This window comes from Pseudomonas sp. M1, assembly GCF_022760135.1.
GTDB classification, from domain to species: domain Bacteria; phylum Pseudomonadota; class Gammaproteobacteria; order Pseudomonadales; family Pseudomonadaceae; genus Pseudomonas; species Pseudomonas citronellolis.
This window is the reverse complement of record NZ_CP094343.1, coordinates 4,036,836-4,055,328: the sequence shown is the minus strand read 5'-3', so window position 1 is coordinate 4,055,328 and position 18,493 is coordinate 4,036,836. Positions and strand designations below refer to the sequence as shown.

The window sequence follows — 18,493 nt, the reverse complement described above, 5'->3', positions numbered from 1 at the left end:
CGGGAGGGCCGGTGGGGTGTGCGGTGTCGATGGCATCTACGGTGTCCCTGTTGCCAGGCGGGCGGCGGATCGCGCCGCCCGCGTCAGTGCGCGCCGCCCCGGTCGGGCGGCGCGGCCGGTCAGTAGCGCAGTTCGAGGCCGACGTAGGCGCCGATGCCGTCGCCCGGGTAGAGGGCGGCGACGTCCTTGCCCTTGGCGTCGTACTGCGGCGCCACGGCGGTCACGTACTTCTCGTTGGCGAGGTTCTTGAGGTCGAGGGAGACCTTCCAGTCCTTCTTCGGCGCCTCGTAGCCGACCCCTGCGCCGAAGATGGTGTAGGAGGGCGCGTAGAAGCTGTTGGCATAGTCCACCGCGGTGCGCGAGGCGGAGGTGACGTTGACGCCGCCGTAGAAGCCGCTGGGGTGCTGGTACTGCAGTTCGCCCTGGTAGACGTGCTTGGGAATGCCCGGCAGCTGGTTGTCGCCGAAGGTGTCGTCGTGGCGGTAGTAGAAGTCGTTGTAGGTGTACGCCTGGCGCCAGCTGATCTTCTCGCCGACGCTGTTTTCCCAGAGCAGGGTGTTCAGCCCGGCCTCGACGCCCTGGTGGATGGTCGGGCTCTCGGCGTTGAAGGCCGAGGTGACCGCGGCGGTGGTGGCCGTGGCGGGAATGATCTGCACGTTCAGCAGCTCGTCGCGGATCCACGAGCGGTACAGCGCCAGGCTGCCGTCGAAGATGCCGTGGGAGCCCTTGATGCCGACCTCCAGGGTGTTGGCCTTCTGTTCCACCAGCGGCTTGACGAAGGGCGTGGCAGCCGACGAGTTGGAGTACTGCCAGGACGCCGGCGGGTCGATGGAGCGGCTGAAGTTGCCGAACAGCTGCAGGTCCGGGGTCAGTTGGTAGCGCAGGCCGACGCGCGGCGCGGTGCTCCAGTTCTCGTAGGTGTCCTTGCTCGGGTAGCCGCTGGTGTTGCTGGTGTTCACGTACTTGATGTCGGTGCTGCGGCGCACGTTGATGAAGGACAGGCCGGTGGTCAGCCAGAGGTCCTCGGTCAGCTCCAGGTCGTTGCCGAAGGAGAAGACGTGGTCGAAGGACGATCCGTAGTCCACCACCTTCACCGGCTGCTTGTTGGCCCGCGTCGAGTCGACTCCGCCCTTGATGTGCTCGGTGGAGGTGAAGGCCGCGCTGGAGCGGCTCTCGTGGCCGAACCACTGGTCGCTGCGCGCGTAGTTGAGGACGAAGCTCAGGTCGTGCCAGTCCCAGTAGCTGGGGTTGGTCGGGCTGTCCGGGCTGTTGTTGTGCGGGTAGTCGTAGTAGACCAGGCCGACGTCCAGCCTGGAGTCGTCGTCGAAGGTGTAGGTGGTCTTGCTGCCGACCCAGGTGCTGCCCGGCCGGCGGCTGCCGGCGCCGCTGCTGGTGGCGGTGGGGCTGGCCTTGTCCGGGTCGTGCTTGAGCTGCTTGAGGGTGATGGCGCTGGGGTCGTTGTGGTACTCGTCGCGGTAGCGCACCAGCAGGCGCGTCTCCAGCTTCGGGTTGAAGCGGTAGCCCAGGTTGAGCACCACGCCCTGGCTCTTCGACAGGCTGTAGTCGCGGTAGCCGTCGTTGCGGTAGTTGTCGACGTTGGCGTAGTAGTCGAAGCCGCCGACCACGCCGCCGGCGCTGAGTACTTCCTTCTGGTAGCCGTAGCTGCCGGCCTCCACCCGCAGGCGGGTGCCGGGCGCGCTGTAGCCGGTCTGGTTGACGAAGTTGACCGCGCCGCCGAGGGTCAGCGCGCCGTACTGGAAGGCGTTGGCGCCGCGCAGGATCTCGGTGTAGTTCACCCCCGAGCCGTTGAGGAACTCGTAGGGCGTACCGCCCGGGCCGGTCAGCGGCAGGCCGTCGAAGAGGAACTTGATGCCCTCGCGGAAATAGCCCGGCGAGGTGTTGGCGCCCGAGCCGCGGATGGAGATCTTCGCCGCGTCGTTGCCGCCGGTGGACTGCACGAACACGCCGGGCTGGTAGGCCAGGGTGTCCTGCAGGTTGGCGGTGCGGCCCCTGGAAAGCTGCTCGCTGTCCACCACGCTGACGCCGCCGGGGACGTCGGCGAGCTGGCTGCGCGCCGCCTCCACCGGGGTTTCCTTCTGTGCCTGCACCACTACCGTCTGCAGGCGGGTACCGCTGTTCTGCTTGCTGCTGTCGCTGGCATCGCTGCCTGCGGTTTCGGCCATTGCCTGGGTCCCCACCAGCAATACCGCCGAACCGAAACTTGCCGACCAGAATGTTGCCCGGCGAATAGCCACGGCAAGTTTCCCCCACTCACCCCCAGAATAATTAACCACCAACTTCGAATCCTCATGGAATAGATAAAGTAATTGGCTTTCTATTCGTATAGTCATGCTCCATCTGTACTTGAGCAGGACTCGTGCCAAGTAGTTAAGTCCTTTTAAATCAATGTATTGGTGGTTTTTATGGGTTTTTGTCTGCTTGCGTTGGATCAACAGGTGCTGATGTTCTGTTGGTTTGTGCGCAGTGTTTGGGTTATATGCAAATAACGGGGTGTTGGGTGGCGGGAAGTTGTATTGCGGGGGCGGGGGAAGTTGTGGTGTTTTTTGTAGGAGCGGGCTTGCTCGCGGACGGGGTCAGCCGGTGAGACTGGTGTGGGAGGCTGACTCCGTACCCTCTCCCCAGCCCTCTCCCTGAAGGGGGAGGGGGCTTGTCCGTGCCGAGAATGGATTTGGCGTCAGTCGGCAACTTCGTGCTAGCCGGCTAACGCCGAAACACCAACACACTCCGAACGGTCCCCTCTCCCTTCAGGGAGAGGGTTAGGGAGAGGGCGCTCTTCAGGACAGGCACCGCCTCCGACCGGCAAACCCCCGTTCGCGAGCAAGCTCGCTCCTACAACAGCACCCCCCCTCAAACCGCCAACCCCCACAACCAGCGCTCTTCGAACGGCGGCGCCAGGTCGACGCTGGCCGGTGCCAGTTGCGCCACCTTCGGTCGGCCCTCCGCCGGCAGTTGCGGCACCGAGGCCAGCAGGCGTTGGGTGTAGGGATGCTGCGGGTTCCGCAGCACCGCCTCGGTGGGGCCGGCCTCGACCACCTTGCCTTGCAGCATCACCAGCACTTCGTCGCTGAGGTGGCGGATCACCCCCAGGTCGTGGGAGATGAACAGGTAGGCCAGGCCCAGTTCGTCCTGCAGGTCGGCCAGCAGGTCGAGCACCTGGGCCTGCACCGAGACGTCCAGCGCCGACACCGGTTCGTCGCAGATGATCACCTTCGGCTGGCTGGCCAGGGCGCGGGCGATGGCCACGCGCTGCCGCTGCCCGCCGGAGAGTTGCAACGGGCGGCGCTGCGCCAGTTCCGCCGGCAGGCGCACCTGGCGCAGCAGCTCGGTGATGCGCGCCGGGCGCCGCGCGGCGTCCAGGCCGCCGGCCTGGAGGGCGTCGTCGAGCACCTGGCCGACGCTCCAGCGCGGGTCGAAGGAGCTCAGCGGGTCCTGGTAGATCACGCTGATGTCGCGCCGCCGCGGGCGCCGTTCGCGCTCGGCGATGCGCTGCGCGGCGGCCGCGTTCCAGGGCTGGCCGGCGAATGCCACGCTGCCGGCGTCCGGCTCCAGCAGGCCGAGGGCGATGCGCGCGGCGGTGCTCTTGCCCGAGCCGGATTCGCCGACGATGCCCAGGGTGCGCCCGGCGTGCAGGCGGAAGCTGACGTCGTCGAGCACCTGCCGCCATTGCTGGTCGGGGCCGCGGTAGCGCTTGCCGAGGCCGCGGGCTTCCAGCAGCACCTGTGGCTGTGCGACCTCCGCGCGTCGCACCGCGGGCGCCGCGCCGGGCGTCAGCCGCGTGCCGCGCGGGCGGTTGGCGGGGATCGCTTCCAGCAGGCTGCGGGTGTAGGGGTGGCGCGGCGCGTGGAGAATCTGTTCGATCGGCCCCTGTTCCACCACCTCGCCGTGGCGCAGCACCAGCACCTCGTCGGCGAGCTGGGCGACCACCGCCAGGTCGTGGCTGATCAGCAGCAGTGAGTCGCCGCGCGCCTTCACCTGCTGCAGCACGCCGAGAATCTGCGCCTGCACGGTGGCGTCCAGCGCGGTGGTCGGCTCGTCGGCGATCACCAGGCCCGGGTCCAGGGCCAGGGCGCTGGCGATCAATGCGCGTTGGCGCAGGCCGCCGGAGAGTTGTTCGGAGCGTTGCCGGGCACGCAATGCCGGTTCCGGCACGCCGACCTTCTCCAGCAGCTCCAGCACGCGCTGCTGGCGGCTGTGGCGGTCGCCCCAGCGGTGGGTGGCGAGCACTTCGAGGATTTCCTGGCCCACCGGGCGCAGCGGGTCCAGGGACACCAGGGCGTCCTGCAGCACGAAGCCGATCTCGCGGCCGCGCAGTTCGCGCCAGCGCCGCTCGTCCAGGGCCAGCAGGTCGCGCCCGGCGTATTCCAGGCGCCGCGCCTGCACCTGTGCGCCGGCGCCGGCCAGGCCCACCAGGCTGCGCGCCAGCACGCTCTTGCCCGAGCCGGATTCGCCCACCAGGGCCAGTGCGCGGCCCGGCTGCAGGGTGAAGGACAGGCGGTCGAGCACGCGGTGCTCGCCGAAATGCACGGACAGGTCTTCGACTATCAGCGGTTGGCGCGGCATCAGCGGCGGCCCTCCAGGCGTTGTTGCAGGTAGCGCCCGGCGACCGTGGTCGACAGGGTGGTGAGGACGATGAACAGCCCGGGGAAGAAGGTCAGCCACCAGGCGTTGACGATGAAGTCGCGGCCCATGGAGAGCATGGTCCCCCATTCCGGCGCCGGCGGCCGCGCGCCCAGGCCGAGGAAGCTCAGCGCCGAGGCCCAGACGATGGCGTGGCCGACGCCCATGGTCAGGGTGACGATCAGCGGGCGCATGGCGTTGGGCAGTATCTGCCGGGCGATGGTGCGCCACGGGCCGTGGCCCAGGGCGCGGGCGGCCTCGATGTAGCCGGCGTGGCGCACCGCCAGGACCTGGCCACGGACCATGCGCGCGTAGCCCGGCGCGCTGCCGATGCCGGTGGCGATGATCAGCGGGCCGATGCCGCTGCCGAAGATGGCCACGAAGAGCAGCGCGAGGATCAGGCTGGGGAAGGCGAACAGCACTTCCAGCAGCCAGCCGATGCCGCGGTCCATGGCGCCGCCGGCCAGGCCCGCGGCGAGCCCCAGGCCGATGGCGATGCTCATCGCCAGGGCGGTGGCGGCCAGGCCGATGGTCAGCGACTGGCGCGCGCCGTAGATGACCCGCGCGTAGATGTCGCGGCCGGACTGGTCGGTGCCGAACCAGTGGGCCCAGCCCGGCGCGCTGAACGCCTCGCGCGGCTGGATGGCCAGCGGGTCGCCGTGGGCGAACAGCTGCGGGAACAGTGCGGCGGCCACCAGCGCGGCGAGGAAGGTCGTCGCCAGCAGAGCCGGCCAGGGCAGCGCGCGGGCCTGCCGGCGCGGCGCCAGGGGCAGTTCGAGGGTCGGGGCCAGTTCGCTCATGGGGCGCTCCTTTGCAGGCGGGGGTCGACCAACTCGTAGAGCAGGTCGACCAGGATGTTGGCCAGCACGTAGCCGGCGGCGACCACCAGGGTGATGCCCAGCACCAGCGGCAGGTCCTGGCTCTGCACGGCCTGGAACAGCTGGCGGCCCACGCCCTTGCGGGAAAAGATCACCTCCACCACCACTGAGCCGCTGAGCAGCGCGCCCAGCGCCCAGCCCGACAGCGAGATGGCCGGCAGCACCGAGTGGCGCAGGGCGTGGCGGTAGCGTACGGCGCGGTCGCTGAGGCCGCGGGTGCGCGCGGAGAGGATGAAGGGCTGCTCCAGGGTGATCTCCAGGGCCTCGCGGGTGACCTGGCCGATGAACCCGGCCAGCGGCACCGCCAGCGCCAGGGCCGGCAGCACCAGGCTGCGCAGGCCGTCGCTGCCGGCCGGCGGGAACAGCTGCAGGCCGAAGGCGAAGGCGGCCAGCAGCAGGATCGCCAGCCAGAACTGCGGCAGCGCCGCGGCGAGGGTCTCCAGCAGCGAGGCCAGGCCGCCGAACCAGTGGCGGCGGCCGGCGCTGAGCAGCGTCCAGCCCAGCACCATGAGCCAGGCCAGGGCCAGGGCGGCGAAGGTCAGCTGCAGGGTGGGTCCGGTCTGCTCGGCGAGGATGCGCGTCACCGGCAGGTGCTGCGAGTAGGACACCCCAAGGTCGCCGCGCAGCAGGTGGCCCAGGTGGATGGCGTACTGCACCGCCAGCGGCCGGTCCAGGCCGTATTCGCGGGTGGCCTCGGCGATGGTTTCCGGGGTGGGGTTGCCGCTGGGGCCGCCGAGGATGGCCAGCACCGGGTCGCCGGGCATCAGGCGCAGGGCGAAGAAGGTCAGGCTGGCGGCGGCCCACAGCACCAGCAGGCCGCCGAGCAGGCGCCAGGCGGCGTGACGGGCCAGGCGCAGCAGGCGTTCGCGGCGCGGGTCGGGTGCGGTAAGGGTCTGGCTCATGGGTTCACCCAGGCGTCGTAGAGGGAGGTGACCGCCAGCGACGGCTCCAGGCGCACGCCGTGGGCGCGCTTGTAGATGCCCAGGCGGGTGCTCTGCGGGTAGGTGGTCAGCTGCAGGTACTGGCTGGAGGCGAGGGCCTGGGCCTGGTGGTACAGCTCGCGGCGGCGCTCGCCGTCCTGGGTGGCCAGGGCCTGCTCCACCAGGGCGTCGAAGCGCGGGTCGTCGAAGCCGGCGGTGTTCTGGTGGTAGCCGCGCACCCCGGCCGGGCGCAGGAAGGCCGAGCCGAAGATGATCCGCAGCACGTCCGGGGTGTTGGTGTTCCAGTAGCCCAGGCGGATGTCGTAGTCCCAGTCGGCCTGGCGCTGCTGGGCGAGCACGTCGCTCATCTGCTCGATGATCACCTCGAAGCCGGCGCGGCGGGCGGTGGCCTGCACCTGCTCCCACAGGCTGAATTCCGAGGGCGGCGTGCGGTTGCCCATGATCACGTGGACCTGCAGGCGCTTGCCGCCGCGGCTGCGGTAGCCCTCGGCGTCGCGCCCGGTCCAGCCGGAGGCGTCGAGCAGTTGCTCGGCGCGCAGCGGGTCGTAGTCCTGGGCGTGCTCGAAGTCCGAGCTGTAGAAGGGCGTGGCCGGGCTGAGCGGGCCGCCGGCGCGGGGGAATTCGCCGAAGTACACGCTCTTCAGCGCCGCGTCTATGTCGGCCGAGCGGATGAAGGCCTCGCGCACGCGGATATCGTCGAAGGGCGCGCGGGTCATGTTGAGGGTGCCGTTGGTGGGGTTGCCGGGGCGCTGGGCGACCAGCAGCGACACCTCCGGGTTGGCCCGCGCGGCGGCGTGGGATTCCGGCGGCACGCTCTCGATCACGTCCACCTCGCCGGCCTGCAGCGAGGCGAAGCGCACCGAGGGTTCCTGGATGAACTTCCAGACGATGCGCTCAAGGTACGCCGGCCCCTGGTGCCCCGCGGTGGGCGGCGCCCAGTGGTAGTCGGGGTTGCGTTCCAGCACCACCTGGCTCTGCCGGTCCCAGCGCACCACCTTGAACGGGCCGCTGCCCACCGGGCTCTCGCAGTTCTCGTCGCGCGGGCGGCGCAGCGCCGTGGGCGACTGGATGCCGAGGAAGCCCTGGGCCAGCACTTCGAGGAAGGCCGCGTAGGGCGTGGCCAGGTGCACTACCGCGGTGTGCGCGTCGGGCACGTCGGTGCCGCGGTACTGGCGCACGTAGCCGCCGGCGGTGCTGGACTGGGTGCGCGGGTCGACCATGTGGTCGAGGTTGGCCTTCACCGCGTTGGCGTCGAAGGGCGTGCCGTCGCTGAAGCGCACGTCGTCGCGCAGGTGGAAGGTGTAGCTCAGGCCGTCGGCGGAGACTTCCCAGCTTTTCGCCAGCCAGGGGCCGATGCGGCCTTGTGCGTCCATGGACACCAGCGAGTCGAGGAACTGCCGGCCGAGGAACACCTGGGGCATGTCGCCGGCGACGTGGGGGTCGAGGCAGATGGGTTCGCGGTCGGTGGCGTAGGTGAGGGTGCCGCCGCTGACCGGGGTGTCGCTGTGGGCCTGGTGCTCCTGCGCGTCGCGGCAGCCGCCGAGTGCGGCGGCGAGCAGCAAGGGCAGGGCGAGGGCCAGGGGCTGTGGGGGTGTTCGTCTGGGCTTCAAGCGTGGGCAGCCTTCTGCAGGTGGAAGACGGGGCGGCGTACGCTCCGGGAGCGGCCGCCCAGGCTGCGTTGCACAAGCCATGCCCGGCCTGGAAGGCCCGTTTCAGCGGGGTTGCGCCGCGATTCCGCGCTGCTGCGCGGGCAGTTTGTCGATTCGCTGTTGCTGGCTGAGCAGCGGGCGGTTGGCGGCGGGTTGTGAAGCGATCAACAGCGCGGCAACAGATGTTCCTTCGAGTACAGCGTGATTTTTCTCAACTGGTTGATTCGTAATGAATTAATGCTTGGCATGGATTCTGCGAAAGCGCTGTCGAGCACGACTATGCGCATAGAGGCTCGCCCACTCATTGGAGGACCTAAGGAGCCTTGCCGTGCATTCGAGAAAACCTATAACCCGTACAACCCGCGCCGGCCTGGGGGGCCGGCTGCTGAGCCTCGGCGCCGGCCTGTGCCTGGCCGGCGGCCCGCTGTGGGCGGCCCAGCCGGAGGATGGCGATACCCGCCTGGCCACCGTGGTGGTGGAGGGCGCCGCCCGCAGCGAGGCGCAGAAGGCCGAGGAGCGTTTGAAGAAGGTGCCCGGCGCGGCCGTGGTGGTGGACAACAAGGCAGTGGAGAAGGGCCGCGCGACCAACGCCGAGGACGTGTTCGCGCTGCAGCCGGGGATTTTCGCCCAGGCCACCAGCGGCAGCGGGGCGAACAAGATTTCCATCCGCGGCTCGGGCCTGAACACCTTCTACCAGGGCTACGCGCTGGGCATCAGATACCTGTTCGACGGCCTGCCCATCACCGGCCCGGGCGGCACCCAGGAAGACTACCTGAGCATGAACGGCATCGATCACACCGAGGTGCTCTACGGTGCCAACGCCTTCGACTACGCGGCCACCAGCCTGGGCGGCGCCATCAACTTCGTCACCCACAGCGGCTACACCGCGCCGGGCAACTACCTGCGCCTGGAGGCTGGCAGCTTCGGCTACCGCAAGCAGCAGCTGAGCACCGGCGGGGTGGTGGACGACAGCGACTACTACGTGTCGATCTTCCACAACGAGCGCGACGGCTACCAGCACGACACCCCGAACAAGGGCCAGGAGCTGGTGGCCAATCTCGGCCACCGCTTCAACGAGCGCCTGGATACCCGGCTGATCGTGCGCTACCGCGAGGAGACGCTGACCCAGGGCAACACCCTGACCCGCGAGCAGATCAAGCACGACTCCAATTCCAACAAGGTGCCCACCGGGCGCAAGAAGGATGGCTCCACCTGGGTCGGCAGCACCACCACCTACCGCTTCGACGACGACTCGCGGCTGCAGGTGGGCCTGAGCGTCAACGACTACCCGCTGCTCAACGGCTGGCGTTACTCGGCCACGCCGCAGGACTGGCGCTCCACCGACACCAACCTGACGCTGCGCTACCTGCGCAGCCAGGACCGCCTGTTCGGCCTGCCCAGCGACACCACCCTGACCTTCAGCAGCACCCGCTCGCAGTTCGCCGACGTGAAGTCCCACAGCCGCGCCACCGGCCAGCTGCTGCAGCACACCGACTACACCGGCTCGCGGGATACCGTGTTCGCCTTCGGCAACGAGCTGCAGCTGGACCCGCGCCTGTGGCTGGTGAGCGGGCTCTCGGCGATCAACATCGACCGCGACGTGAGCATCGAGTACAGCAGCAGCGCCAACACCAGCGAGTTCCCCAGCGCGGTCAGCTACAACAAGTGGTACGCCGCGCCGCGCATCGGCCTGCGCTACCAGCTGACGCCGGACATCCAGCTGTTCGGCAACGCCAGCCGCTCCATCGACCCGCCGGTGACCTGGCAACTGGGCAGCACCAGTGTGCCCTACATCCGCCCGCTCACCCCGCAGAAGGCCGACACCCTGGAGGTGGGCATCCGCGGCAGCGTCGGGGTAGTGGACGGCAGCCTGACGCTGTACCGCTCCTGGGTGAAGGACGAACTGCTCTCGGTGGTGGTGCGCCAGGCCACCGCCACGGCGGATGCGCTGGTGGCCAACTCCAACGCCAGCCCGACGATCCACCAGGGCATCGAGGCGGGGCTGGGCATCCAGCTCTGGGAAGGCGCCAACGGCGACCGCCTGGACCTGCGCCAGGCCTGGACGCTGAACGACTTCCACTACCGCGGCGACAGCACCTTCGGCGACAACGAACTGCCCAGCCTGCCGCGCCAGGTGTACCAGGCGCAGCTGAACTACCAGCGGCACGACGGCTACTATGCCGAGCTCAACGCGCGGGCGGCCTCCAGCTACTACGTGGACTACGCCAACAGCCTGGGCGCGCCTTCGTACACGCTGTGGGGCGCCAAGCTGGGCTACCAGGCGCCGGGCCGGCGCTGGGAGGTGTTCCTCGACCTGCGCAACCTGACCAACGAGCACTACGCCACCGCGGCCAACACCGCCTACGACGCCAAGGGCCGGGACTCGGCCAACTTCTACCCGGGCGATCCGTTCAACGTCACCGCCGGGGTGGCCGTGCGCTTCTGAGCCACCGCGGGGCCGGCGCCGTGCCGGCCCCGCCGCTTCAGGCGCCAGGCGCCAGCGCGGCGGTCAGCGAGCGCAGCAGGGCGGCGCAGCGCTGCTGCTGGTCCAGCGGGTAGCGGGCCAGCCACAGGGGCAGGTGTTCGAACAGCTCCAGGGTGGGCTGGCAGGCCTGGCCGGGGCTGGCGTAGCCGGCGGCGCCCAGCTGCGCATCGAGCTTCTGGCCGAGCTGTCGGCGCAGCCGTTCGACGCACTGGCGCTGTTCGTCGTTGAGGCAGCCGGCGTCGCGGGTGGCCAGCTGGAAGTGCAGGGGGTTGCTTTCGTACAACGCCACCAGGCCCTCGACCACCCGTTGCAGGGCGGCCTTGGGGCAGCCGCGCAGCCGGCGCTGGTCGAACAGCGAAAGCAGCGCCAGGTAGTGTTCCTCGATGAACTCCAGCAGCAGCTCTTCCTTGCTCGCGCAATGGCTGTAGAGCGAGCCCGCGGTCAGCTCCAGGTGGCGCGCCAGCTCGCGCAGGCTGACCTGGGCGAAGCCGCGCCGGGCGAAGAGCTCCAGGGCCTTGGGGCGGTTGCGCGCGAAACGCGAGCCGGGGGAGGCGGTCATCTGGGCACCTGTGCGTCGTATCGGGCTGCTTGCCGGGAAGGCGCGCCGAAAGGGCGGCCGGCCGCGGTGCGCCCGTTTCGTGGGTTGGGCGCCTCCGGGGCCGGCCGGCCCGATCAGACGCGTTCGAAGATCACGGCGATGCCCTGGCCGCCGCCGATGCACATGGTGGCCAGCGCGTAGCGGCCCTGGATGCGCTGCAGCTCGTGGATGGCCTTGGTGGCGATGATCGCGCCGGAGGCGCCGATGGGGTGGCCCAGGGAGATGCCGGAGCCGTTGGGGTTGACCTTCTGCGGGTCGAAGCCCAGCTCGCGGCTGACCGCGCAGGCCTGGGCGGCGAAGGCCTCGTTGGACTCGATCACGTCCAGGTCGGCCACGCTCAGGCCGGCGCGTTGCAGGGCCAGGCGGGTGGCCGGGATCGGGCCGAGGCCCATCAGGGTGGGCTCGACGCCGGCGTGGGCATAGGCCACCACCCGCGCGATGGGCTGCAGGTTCTCGCTCTTCACCGCCTCGGCGCTGGCCAGCAGCAGGGCGCTGGCGCCGTCGTTCAGGCCCGAGGCGTTGCCGGCGGTGACGCTGCCGTCTTCGAGGAAGGCCGGTTTCATCTTGGCCAGTTGCTCGAGGCTGGCCTCGGCGCGCACGTGCTCGTCCACCTCGAACAGGCTGGTGCCTTTGCGGCTGCGGATTTCCACCGGCACGATCTGCCCGGCGAAGCGCCCTTCGGCGGTGGCGCGGGCGGCGCGCTGCTGGCTCTGCAGGGCCAGGGCATCCTGGTCCTGGCGGGTGATGCCGTGCTGCTTGGCGATGTTCTCGGCGGTGATGCCCATGTGGATGCCGTGCAGCGGGTCCTGCAGGGCGCCGAGCATGTAGTCGAGCATCTTCACGTCGCCCATGCGCGCGCCCCAGCGGGCGCTGGGCACCAGGTAGCCGGACTGGCTCATGCACTCGGCGCCGCCGGCGATGGCGATGTGCGAGTCGCCCAGCATCAGGCCCTGGGCCGCGCTGACGATGGCCTGCAGGCCCGAGCCGCACAGGCGGTTGACGGTGAAGGCCGGGGCTTCCTTGGGAATGCCGGCCTGCAGCGCCGCCACGCGGCTGATGTAGGCGTCCTTGGGCGTGGTGGGGATGACGTGGCCGAACACCACGTGCTCGACGCGCTGCGCGTCGCAGTTGGCGCGGGCCAGCGCGGCCTGGGTGACCAGGGTGGCGAGCTGGGCGGGCGGGGTGTCCTTGAGGGTGCCGCCGAAGGTACCGATGGCGGTGCGCACCGCGCTGACGACGAAGACTTCTGGTCTGTGCATGGGAAGGGCTCCTGGCAGAATGGCGAGCAGTCTAGAAGGCGATGCGGCGGCGTCCTATGCCAGAATTGCGCAGTCCCGGCCGACGAATTTGGACATATCGGATGATGAAACCCGCCCTGGGCCCCGAGGAACGGACGGCTGCCCCGCGCCGGCGCGACTCGGTGGCGGCCTATTTCGTGAAGGCCGCGCTGCACCGCCTGGCCGACCGCCCGCAGCGCGCCGCCGAGCTGCTGGCGCAGGCCGGCATCGAGCCGCACTGGCTGGACGAGCCGCTGCACCGGGTGCCGGCGGAGGCGGTGACGCGCCTGTGGCTGCTACTCACCGAGGAGCTGGGCGACGAGTTCTTCGCCTTCGATTCCGCCGGCCTGCCGCGCGGCGCCTTCGCCATGGTCTGCCGCAGCGTGCTGCACGAGCCGGACCTGGGCCGCGCCCTGCGCCAGTGCCTGGCCGGCTTCAACCTGTTCCTGCGCGATATCCGCGCGCACCTGGAGCTGCGCGGCAACCGCGCGGCCATCGTGCTGCACACGCGCATCGACGACGCCACCCTGCGCTGCGTGGCAGAGGAAATCTACCTGAGCATGGTCATCGGCGTGGCCTGCTGGCTGGTGGGGCGGCGCATCAACCCCGACCGCGCCCGCTTCGGCCACCCTCAGCCGCCCCACGGCGCCGAGCCGCTGCTGTGGGGGCCGTGGATCCGCTTCGACTCGGATCACACCGAGCTGGAATTCAACGCCCAGCAACTGGCGCTGCCGGTGATCCGCAACTTCGCCAGCCTCAAGCAGTTCCTGCGCCAGGCCCCGGAGGGCGTGGTGGTGCGTTTCCGCAACCGCTCCGGGCTGTCGGCCAAGGTCTACCGCCGCCTGAAGGCCGGCGGCGACCTCGACTGGCCGTCCCAGGCGCAGATGGCCGCGCAGCTGGCGCTGAGCGAATCGGCCTTCCGCCGCCAGTTGGAGCGCGAGGGCTTTTCCTACCAGATGATCAAGCACGAGGTGCGCCGGGCGCTGGCCTTCGAGTGCCTGGATGATGCCAGCCTGAGCATCGCCGAGATCGCCGCGCGCTGCGGCTTCCAGGAGCCCAGCGCGTTCCACCGCGCCTTCCGCCAGTGGACCGGCATGAGCCCCGGACGCTACCGCGCGGCCCGCGCCCAGGGCGGGGATTGAGCGGCCAGGGAGTGTATTGGGCCCCGCCCTGAGGCGGCGGGGCCTGCCCGTGAATCGCGCGCAGGGCGCGCTCCTACATGGGGAGGGTGCGGGTGGGGTGGATAACGCTTGGAGTGTTATGCGCCCTACGGACTGTCTTGCCGGCTGTGCTCAGCCCCGTAGGATGGGTTGAGCGAAGCGATACCCATCACCCCGGCCACATGGTTTTCGCAAGCTCAACCCATCCTACGAAAAGCACCTCGGCGCAGCCGGCAAGACGGTTGCTCCTACGACCGCGATGCTTGGGGTGTTATGCACCCAACATGGCTGCGTTGAGCCAGGGAGCTTCGTGATTCCGCATCATGCCGAACGGTTCCCTCTCCCGCTTGCGGGGGAGGGTTAGGGAGGGGGTGCGGAGTTAGGGTTGGCAGAGGTGCGGCGAGCAGCGCCCTGGCCCTGGCCGGCAACCTGCAGGAGGCGCTGGACCTGCTGCTGCAGCACCGCGCGCGCTTCTGCCCGCTGCTGGCGCCGCGCCTGCTGCTGGAGGAGCGCTACGCCTGCCTGTACTGGGTGGACGCCTGCGGCCTGGGCGGCACCCGGCGCTTCCTGGTGGAGAGCAGCATGACGGCCGTCACCGCGCTGTGCCGCTGGCTGGCCGGCGAGCACCTGCCCTGGCGCTACCTGTTCGCCCATGCCCAGCCGGGCTACCTGGAGCAGTACCAGGCGCACCTGGGCCTGCAACTGCAGTTCGACAGCCACGTGGACGCCATGCTGATCCCCCGCGAATACCTGGTGAAACCCTGGCCACGGGCCGCCGCCACCGCCGGCCAGGCGGCCCGGCGCGACGCCCAGCGCGAACGCCAGGCGCTGGGTCTGCGCGAGGGCTTCCTCGAACACCTGTACCGCCTGCTGCAACGCGAGGCCCACGACCCGCTGAGCCTGGAGCAACTGGCCGCACGCCTGGGCATGAGCCCGGCGACCTGCAAGCGCAAGCTGCAGAAGCACCACACGCACTTCCAGGCCCTGCACGACGAAGTGCGCAAGCACGTCGCCCTGTACCTGTACTGGTCACGCGGCTACGGCAACGACGAGGTGGCGCAGTACCTGCGCTTCACCGACACTACCAACTTCCGCCGCTCGTTCAAGCGCTGGACGGGGTTGGTGCCCAGCGCGATCCGTGGGCTGCAGCCGGACGGCTTCTCGTAGGAGCGAGCACCCCGGCGCGGCCGGCAAGACCGTTGCTCAATACATCCCAGCTACCTGTAGCGGGGCCTGCCCGCGATTTCGCACGCAGGGCTCGCTCCTGCAGGGGCACGGTGCGGGTGGGACGGCCGGTGCCCGGTCGGGCAGGGGCGATGGGCGCCTCGGCGCTGTCGGCAGTTGTCCCTCCGGGAAATGCCGTACCTCAAGGTGCGCGCCGTGCCTTGCCCGGCAATGGGTACGAAGGAGCCCTACGCGCCCTGGACCTGCAGGGCGCGTGGGCGTTGGCTGCGTCGCTCATCGGTGGCTTCGCTGGCGGGCTGCAACTGGAAGTCGAAGACGACCTCGGCGCAACGGCCTGCGATGCCGTGGGCATTCTCGACGAAGTTGACCTCGCCGATCAGCCCGTCGCGGGTGGCGTAGGCGAAGTCGTCCCACAGGTACCGGTCGCCGGCCAGGTTGATCTGGGTGGTCAGGTGGCGATGGCCGGGCGCCGAGATGAAGAAGTGGATGTGCGCCGGGCGCTGGCCGTGGCGGCCGAGCTGGTCCAGGCATTGCTGGGTCGGGCCGTCGGCCGGGCAGCCGTAGCCGCTGGGCACGATGCTGCGGGCGCGGTAGCGACCCTCGGCGTCGGTGCGGATACGCCGGCGCAGGTTGTACTCGGCCTGGCTCGGGTCGAAGTAGGAGTAAAGGCCCTTGGTGTTGGCGTGCCACACGTCGACGGTGGCGCCGGCGATGGGCTGGCCGCGCAGGTCCAGCACGCGGCCGGCCAGGAACATCGGGATGCCGGCGTCGCTGCCGTCGTCCATGCGCGCCTCGCCTTCGCTGAGCGGGGCGCCGGCCACGTACAGCGGGCCCTCGATGGTGCGCGGGGTACCGCCGGTCCTGCCGGCTTCGGCGTCGCGGGCATCGCTGAGCAGGTCGAGGAAATGCTCGATGCCAAGGCCCGCCACCAGCAGGCCGGCTTCGCCGCGGTTGCCCAGGCGGTTGAGGTAGTCGACGGCGGTCCAGAATTCGTCGTCGGTGATTTCCAGGTCTTCGACGAGCCTGGCGGTGTCCTGCAGGATGCGCAGCACGATTTGTTTCAGGCGTGGGTTGCCCTGTTCGTTGCGCAGGCCGGCGGCCTCTTCGAAGAAGGTCTGGATTTCGGCAGTCCGGGAAATCTTCACGGTCATGGGGTTCACCTTGTTGGTCTTGTCGTCAGGTACCGCGAAGGTGGCTGAGCAAAGACGGTGCCAATCTTTCAACTTGTTGATATAAAAGGAGTTCTGTTTTTTCTGGACGGCGAAAGGGGCAGGCCGGTCGAGCATTTGGTGAAGTGCCCGGTCGGCCTTCGTCCAAATGCTCAAGCCCGCCCGGGGGCGCCTTCGCCCGGCGACTTCTTCAGCCGGTAGGCCAGCGCCGGGCGGGTCATGCCCAGCAGGCGAGCGGCCTCGGAGACATTCTGCTGGCTGCGGGCCATGGCTTCCTGCATCAGTGCTTCCTCCAGCGCGTCGAGGCCGATGCCGCTGTCGATGATCTGCCCGACCCACGGCGCCTGCCCGGCGCTGGCCACCAGGCGCCCGTCGCTGGCCAGGCCGATGCTCTCGGCTTCCGGCGGGGCGTGGGGGAAGAGGGCGTCCAGGCCGATGCTCTGGTTCTCGTCGGTGATGATCACGCCGCGCTCCATGAGGTTCTCCAACTCGCGCACGTTGCCCGGCCAGTCGTACTGCAGGCAGGCCTGCAGGGCGCGGTCGCTGAGGCCGAGGGTCTTCTTGCCGTAGCTTTCGTGCAGGCGCGCGAGGAAGTGCTCGATCAGCAGCGGGATGTCTTCGCGGCGCTCGCGCAGGGCGGGGATGCGCACCGGGAACACGTTCAGCCGGTAGAACAGGTCGGCGCGGAAGCGGCCTTGCTTCACCGCCTGCTCCAGGTCCTCGTGGGTGGCGGCGATGACGCGCACGTCCACCTGGCGCGTGCGGCTGTCGCCGACGCGCTCCAGTTCCTCTTCCTGCAGCACCCGCAGCAGGCTGGCCTGGGCGCGCGGGGTCAGCTCGACGATCTCGTCGAGGAACAGGGTGCCGCCGTTGGCCCGCTCGAAGCGGCCCATGCGCGACTGCTGGGCGCCGGTGTAGGCGCCTTTCTCGACGCCGAACAGCTCGGCCTCGATCAGGTCCGGTGGGATGGTCGCGCAGTTCAGCGCCACGAAGGGGCTGCCGGCGCGTTCGCTGCGCAGGTGCAGGCTACGGGCGATGACTTCCTTGCCGGTGCCGGTCTCGCCCAGCAGCAGCACCGAGGCCTTGCCGGGGGCAACCTTGTCGATCAGCGCGCAGCAACGCTTGTAGGCCGGGGCCTGGCCGATGCCGTAGAACTGCCCGGCCTGCAGTTGCAGGCGCTGGCGCATGTTCGCCACCTGCACCTGCAGGGCCTGCAGTTCGTCGATGATGGGGTCGCTCTGGAAGTAGCGCAGGAAGTCGTTGGCGTCTTCCCATTGCTCCACCGGCTTGCCGACGATGCGGCACTGCGCACCGCCGCAGCCACGGCAGCTGACTTCCTTGTAGAGCACCTGGCGGCCGAGGAAGAACGAGCTGTAGCTGATCGCGTAGCCCAGCAGCATCCAGCACACCGGTTGCTCGGAGTGCAGGTTTTCGGCCTGGCAGTTCTCCACCTCGAAGCTGTCCTGCCATTCGATGTCGGCATAGAAATGGCCGCTGTCCAGGTCGATCTCCAACTGCAGCGGGCACACCTTGACCATGCCCTTGAGCGAATGCAGCTGCGGGCCGATGAAGAACATCTCCACCGGGTTGCCCTGCGGGCGCAGCTTGCGCGCCAGCTCGGCGTCCTTCAGCCCGGACTGGTAGCCCATGCGCAGGAAGAAGCCCTTGGCCCGCTCCACACCGAGCATCTCGATCAGCTCGCGGCGCATGCTGGCCATCATCGCTGCCTGGACCAGCAACATGCGCTGTTCGTCCAGCCAGACCTTGCCCTCGGTGCCGAGGAAGCGGACCCGCTCGGTAAGGTCCTTGAGCGCCGGAGCGGGGTCCGGCGCCTTGTATTGGGTAATCATCGATCGCGCCCCTGAATTGTCGTTGTACGGGGTGGTGGCGCGTCCCGCCCAGGCTGTGGCGGGGTGGCTCGCGCCGGCGACGCCGCCGCGGTTCAGGCAAGGCGGAGGGGCGTCGCTCTTTTTCCAAATCGCCTGAAGGGGCGGGAAAAGTCAATCCGGCCCCGGCCTTCGCCATTTGCTGCAATGGCCCCCGCCGGCTTGAGCAAATGATCAATCGCAGTAGCCGTCCGGGCCAGGCTGCAACCCTTCGGCGGGCCTCTTCGCAAGTCGCGATATTTCTAAAAAAACCTTTTGTTTCAGTTGGTTAAATTTATTTTTCGAGCGTCTTCCACGGTCCTGGCACAGGCGTTGCTCAAGTCCCTTCGACGCCACCGGAGCCCGAGCATGAACGCCACCCCCTTCGACCAGATGCCCCGCTACGTGCGGGTTCGCAGCGAGCCGGACGCGGCCTTCGTCGAGTTCGACTTCGCCATCGGCTACCCGGACCTCTTCGTCGAGCTGGTGTTGCCGCGTGCGGCCTTCGCCAGCTTCTGCCGGAGCAACCGGGTGCATCACATGGACGCGCAGATGGCCGCCGCCATCGACGCCGACATGCAGAAATGGCGCTACGGCGAAAGCCGTGGCCAGGACGACTGACGCGCCTTCCGCTGCGTCGCCCCACAA

Annotated in this window: 13 protein-coding genes and 1 pseudogene; 5 read left to right on the top strand and 9 right to left on the bottom strand. The window is 69.3% G+C overall.

Translation table 11 applies throughout. The annotated features are described in order from the left end of the window. Nucleotides 1-119: 119 nt before the first annotated feature. From PM1_RS17910 to PM1_RS17890, 5 genes are all read right to left on the bottom strand, one after another. Nucleotides 120-2,183, bottom strand: coding sequence for a TonB-dependent receptor family protein (locus PM1_RS17910; protein ID WP_009619628.1), 2,064 nt, complete (start codon nt 2,181-2,183; stop codon nt 120-122). A gap of 685 nt (nt 2,184-2,868) precedes the next feature. Then, complete coding sequence (locus tag PM1_RS17905) at nt 2,869-4,581, bottom strand: dipeptide ABC transporter ATP-binding protein (protein ID WP_009619631.1); 1,713 nt, start codon at nt 4,579-4,581, stop codon at nt 2,869-2,871. Next, nucleotides 4,581-5,438, bottom strand: a complete 858-nt coding sequence (locus tag PM1_RS17900; protein ID WP_009619633.1) for an ABC transporter permease — start codon at nt 5,436-5,438, stop codon at nt 4,581-4,583. The genes PM1_RS17905 and PM1_RS17900 overlap by 1 nt, the downstream gene beginning before the upstream one ends. Further along, nucleotides 5,435-6,418, bottom strand: a complete 984-nt coding sequence (locus tag PM1_RS17895; protein ID WP_009619635.1) for an ABC transporter permease — start codon at nt 6,416-6,418, stop codon at nt 5,435-5,437. The genes PM1_RS17900 and PM1_RS17895 overlap by 4 nt, the downstream gene beginning before the upstream one ends. Then, complete coding sequence (locus PM1_RS17890; RefSeq protein WP_009619637.1) at nt 6,415-8,067, bottom strand: ABC transporter substrate-binding protein; 1,653 nt, start codon at nt 8,065-8,067, stop codon at nt 6,415-6,417. The genes PM1_RS17895 and PM1_RS17890 overlap by 4 nt, the downstream gene beginning before the upstream one ends. 367 nt (nt 8,068-8,434) lie before the next feature. On the opposite strand from PM1_RS17890, the gene PM1_RS17885 reads away from it, so the two are divergent. Continuing rightward, complete coding sequence (locus PM1_RS17885) at nt 8,435-10,552, top strand: TonB-dependent receptor family protein (protein ID WP_009619639.1); 2,118 nt, start codon at nt 8,435-8,437, stop codon at nt 10,550-10,552. Nucleotides 10,553-10,589: 37 nt separating this feature from the next. Here the strand turns inward: PM1_RS17885 and PM1_RS17880 are convergent, their stop codons facing one another. Together PM1_RS17880 and PM1_RS17875 are read right to left on the bottom strand one after the other, a co-directional pair. Beyond that, nucleotides 10,590-11,150 carry a TetR/AcrR family transcriptional regulator gene (locus PM1_RS17880; protein ID WP_009619641.1) on the bottom strand — a complete coding sequence of 187 codons (561 nt, stop codon included), beginning with the start codon at nt 11,148-11,150 and terminating at the stop codon, nt 10,590-10,592. Between the two features lie 113 nt (nt 11,151-11,263). Further along, nucleotides 11,264-12,448 carry an acetyl-CoA C-acyltransferase family protein gene (locus tag PM1_RS17875; protein WP_009619642.1) on the bottom strand — a complete coding sequence of 395 codons (1,185 nt, stop codon included), beginning with the start codon at nt 12,446-12,448 and terminating at the stop codon, nt 11,264-11,266. A 101-nt stretch (nt 12,449-12,549) separates the two neighbouring features. On the opposite strand from PM1_RS17875, the gene PM1_RS17870 reads away from it, so the two are divergent. From PM1_RS17870 to PM1_RS31120, 3 genes and pseudogenes are all read left to right on the top strand, one after another. Then, entirely contained in the window at nt 12,550-13,608 is a 1,059-nt protein-coding gene (locus PM1_RS17870; protein ID WP_009619643.1) for an AraC family transcriptional regulator, read from the top strand. Between the two features lie 423 nt (nt 13,609-14,031). After that, nucleotides 14,032-14,376, top strand: a pseudogene (locus PM1_RS31125) (AraC family transcriptional regulator ligand-binding domain-containing protein); the annotation flags it as partial. Further along, nucleotides 14,356-14,793 carry a helix-turn-helix domain-containing protein gene (locus PM1_RS31120; RefSeq protein ID WP_256204832.1) on the top strand — a complete coding sequence of 146 codons (438 nt, stop codon included), beginning with the start codon at nt 14,356-14,358 and terminating at the stop codon, nt 14,791-14,793. The pseudogene PM1_RS31125 and the gene PM1_RS31120, both read left to right, overlap by 21 nt. 245 nt (nt 14,794-15,038) lie before the next feature. Here PM1_RS31120 and catA read toward each other — a convergent pair whose 3' ends face one another. Next, on the bottom strand, nt 15,039-15,962 hold the full coding sequence (gene catA / locus PM1_RS17860; RefSeq protein ID WP_024128350.1) for a catechol 1,2-dioxygenase: 924 nt from the start codon (nt 15,960-15,962) through the stop codon (nt 15,039-15,041). Between the two features lie 170 nt (nt 15,963-16,132). Beyond that, nucleotides 16,133-17,830 (bottom strand): sigma-54-dependent Fis family transcriptional regulator, encoded by a 1,698-nt coding sequence (locus PM1_RS17855; RefSeq protein ID WP_009619650.1) that lies wholly within the window; start codon nt 17,828-17,830, stop codon nt 16,133-16,135. Nucleotides 17,831-18,214: 384 nt separating this feature from the next. On the opposite strand from PM1_RS17855, the gene PM1_RS17850 reads away from it, so the two are divergent. Then, on the top strand, nt 18,215-18,466 hold the full coding sequence (locus tag PM1_RS17850; protein ID WP_009619653.1) for a phenol hydroxylase subunit: 252 nt from the start codon (nt 18,215-18,217) through the stop codon (nt 18,464-18,466). Nucleotides 18,467-18,493 lie beyond the last annotated feature (27 nt).

Excerpts from the sequence above, each read along its gene's own strand:
- catA (WP_024128350.1), bottom strand. The coding sequence starts at position 15,962 with ATGACCGTGAAGATTTCCCGGACTGCCGAAATCCAGACCTTCTTCGAA.
- PM1_RS17910 (WP_009619628.1), bottom strand. The coding sequence starts at position 2,183 with ATGGCCGAAACCGCAGGCAGCGATGCCAGCGACAGCAGCAAGCAGAAC.
- PM1_RS17875 (WP_009619642.1), bottom strand. The coding sequence starts at position 12,448 with ATGCACAGACCAGAAGTCTTCGTCGTCAGCGCGGTGCGCACCGCCATC.
- PM1_RS17855 (WP_009619650.1), bottom strand. The coding sequence starts at position 17,830 with ATGATTACCCAATACAAGGCGCCGGACCCCGCTCCGGCGCTCAAGGAC.
- PM1_RS17895 (WP_009619635.1), bottom strand. The coding sequence starts at position 6,418 with ATGAGCCAGACCCTTACCGCACCCGACCCGCGCCGCGAACGCCTGCTG.
- PM1_RS17850 (WP_009619653.1), top strand. The coding sequence starts at position 18,215 with ATGAACGCCACCCCCTTCGACCAGATGCCCCGCTACGTGCGGGTTCGC.
- PM1_RS17900 (WP_009619633.1), bottom strand. The coding sequence starts at position 5,438 with ATGAGCGAACTGGCCCCGACCCTCGAACTGCCCCTGGCGCCGCGCCGG.
- PM1_RS31120 (WP_256204832.1), top strand. The coding sequence starts at position 14,356 with ATGCTGATCCCCCGCGAATACCTGGTGAAACCCTGGCCACGGGCCGCC.
- PM1_RS17905 (WP_009619631.1), bottom strand. The coding sequence starts at position 4,581 with ATGCCGCGCCAACCGCTGATAGTCGAAGACCTGTCCGTGCATTTCGGC.
- PM1_RS17870 (WP_009619643.1), top strand. The coding sequence starts at position 12,550 with ATGATGAAACCCGCCCTGGGCCCCGAGGAACGGACGGCTGCCCCGCGC.
- PM1_RS17880 (WP_009619641.1), bottom strand. The coding sequence starts at position 11,150 with ATGACCGCCTCCCCCGGCTCGCGTTTCGCGCGCAACCGCCCCAAGGCC.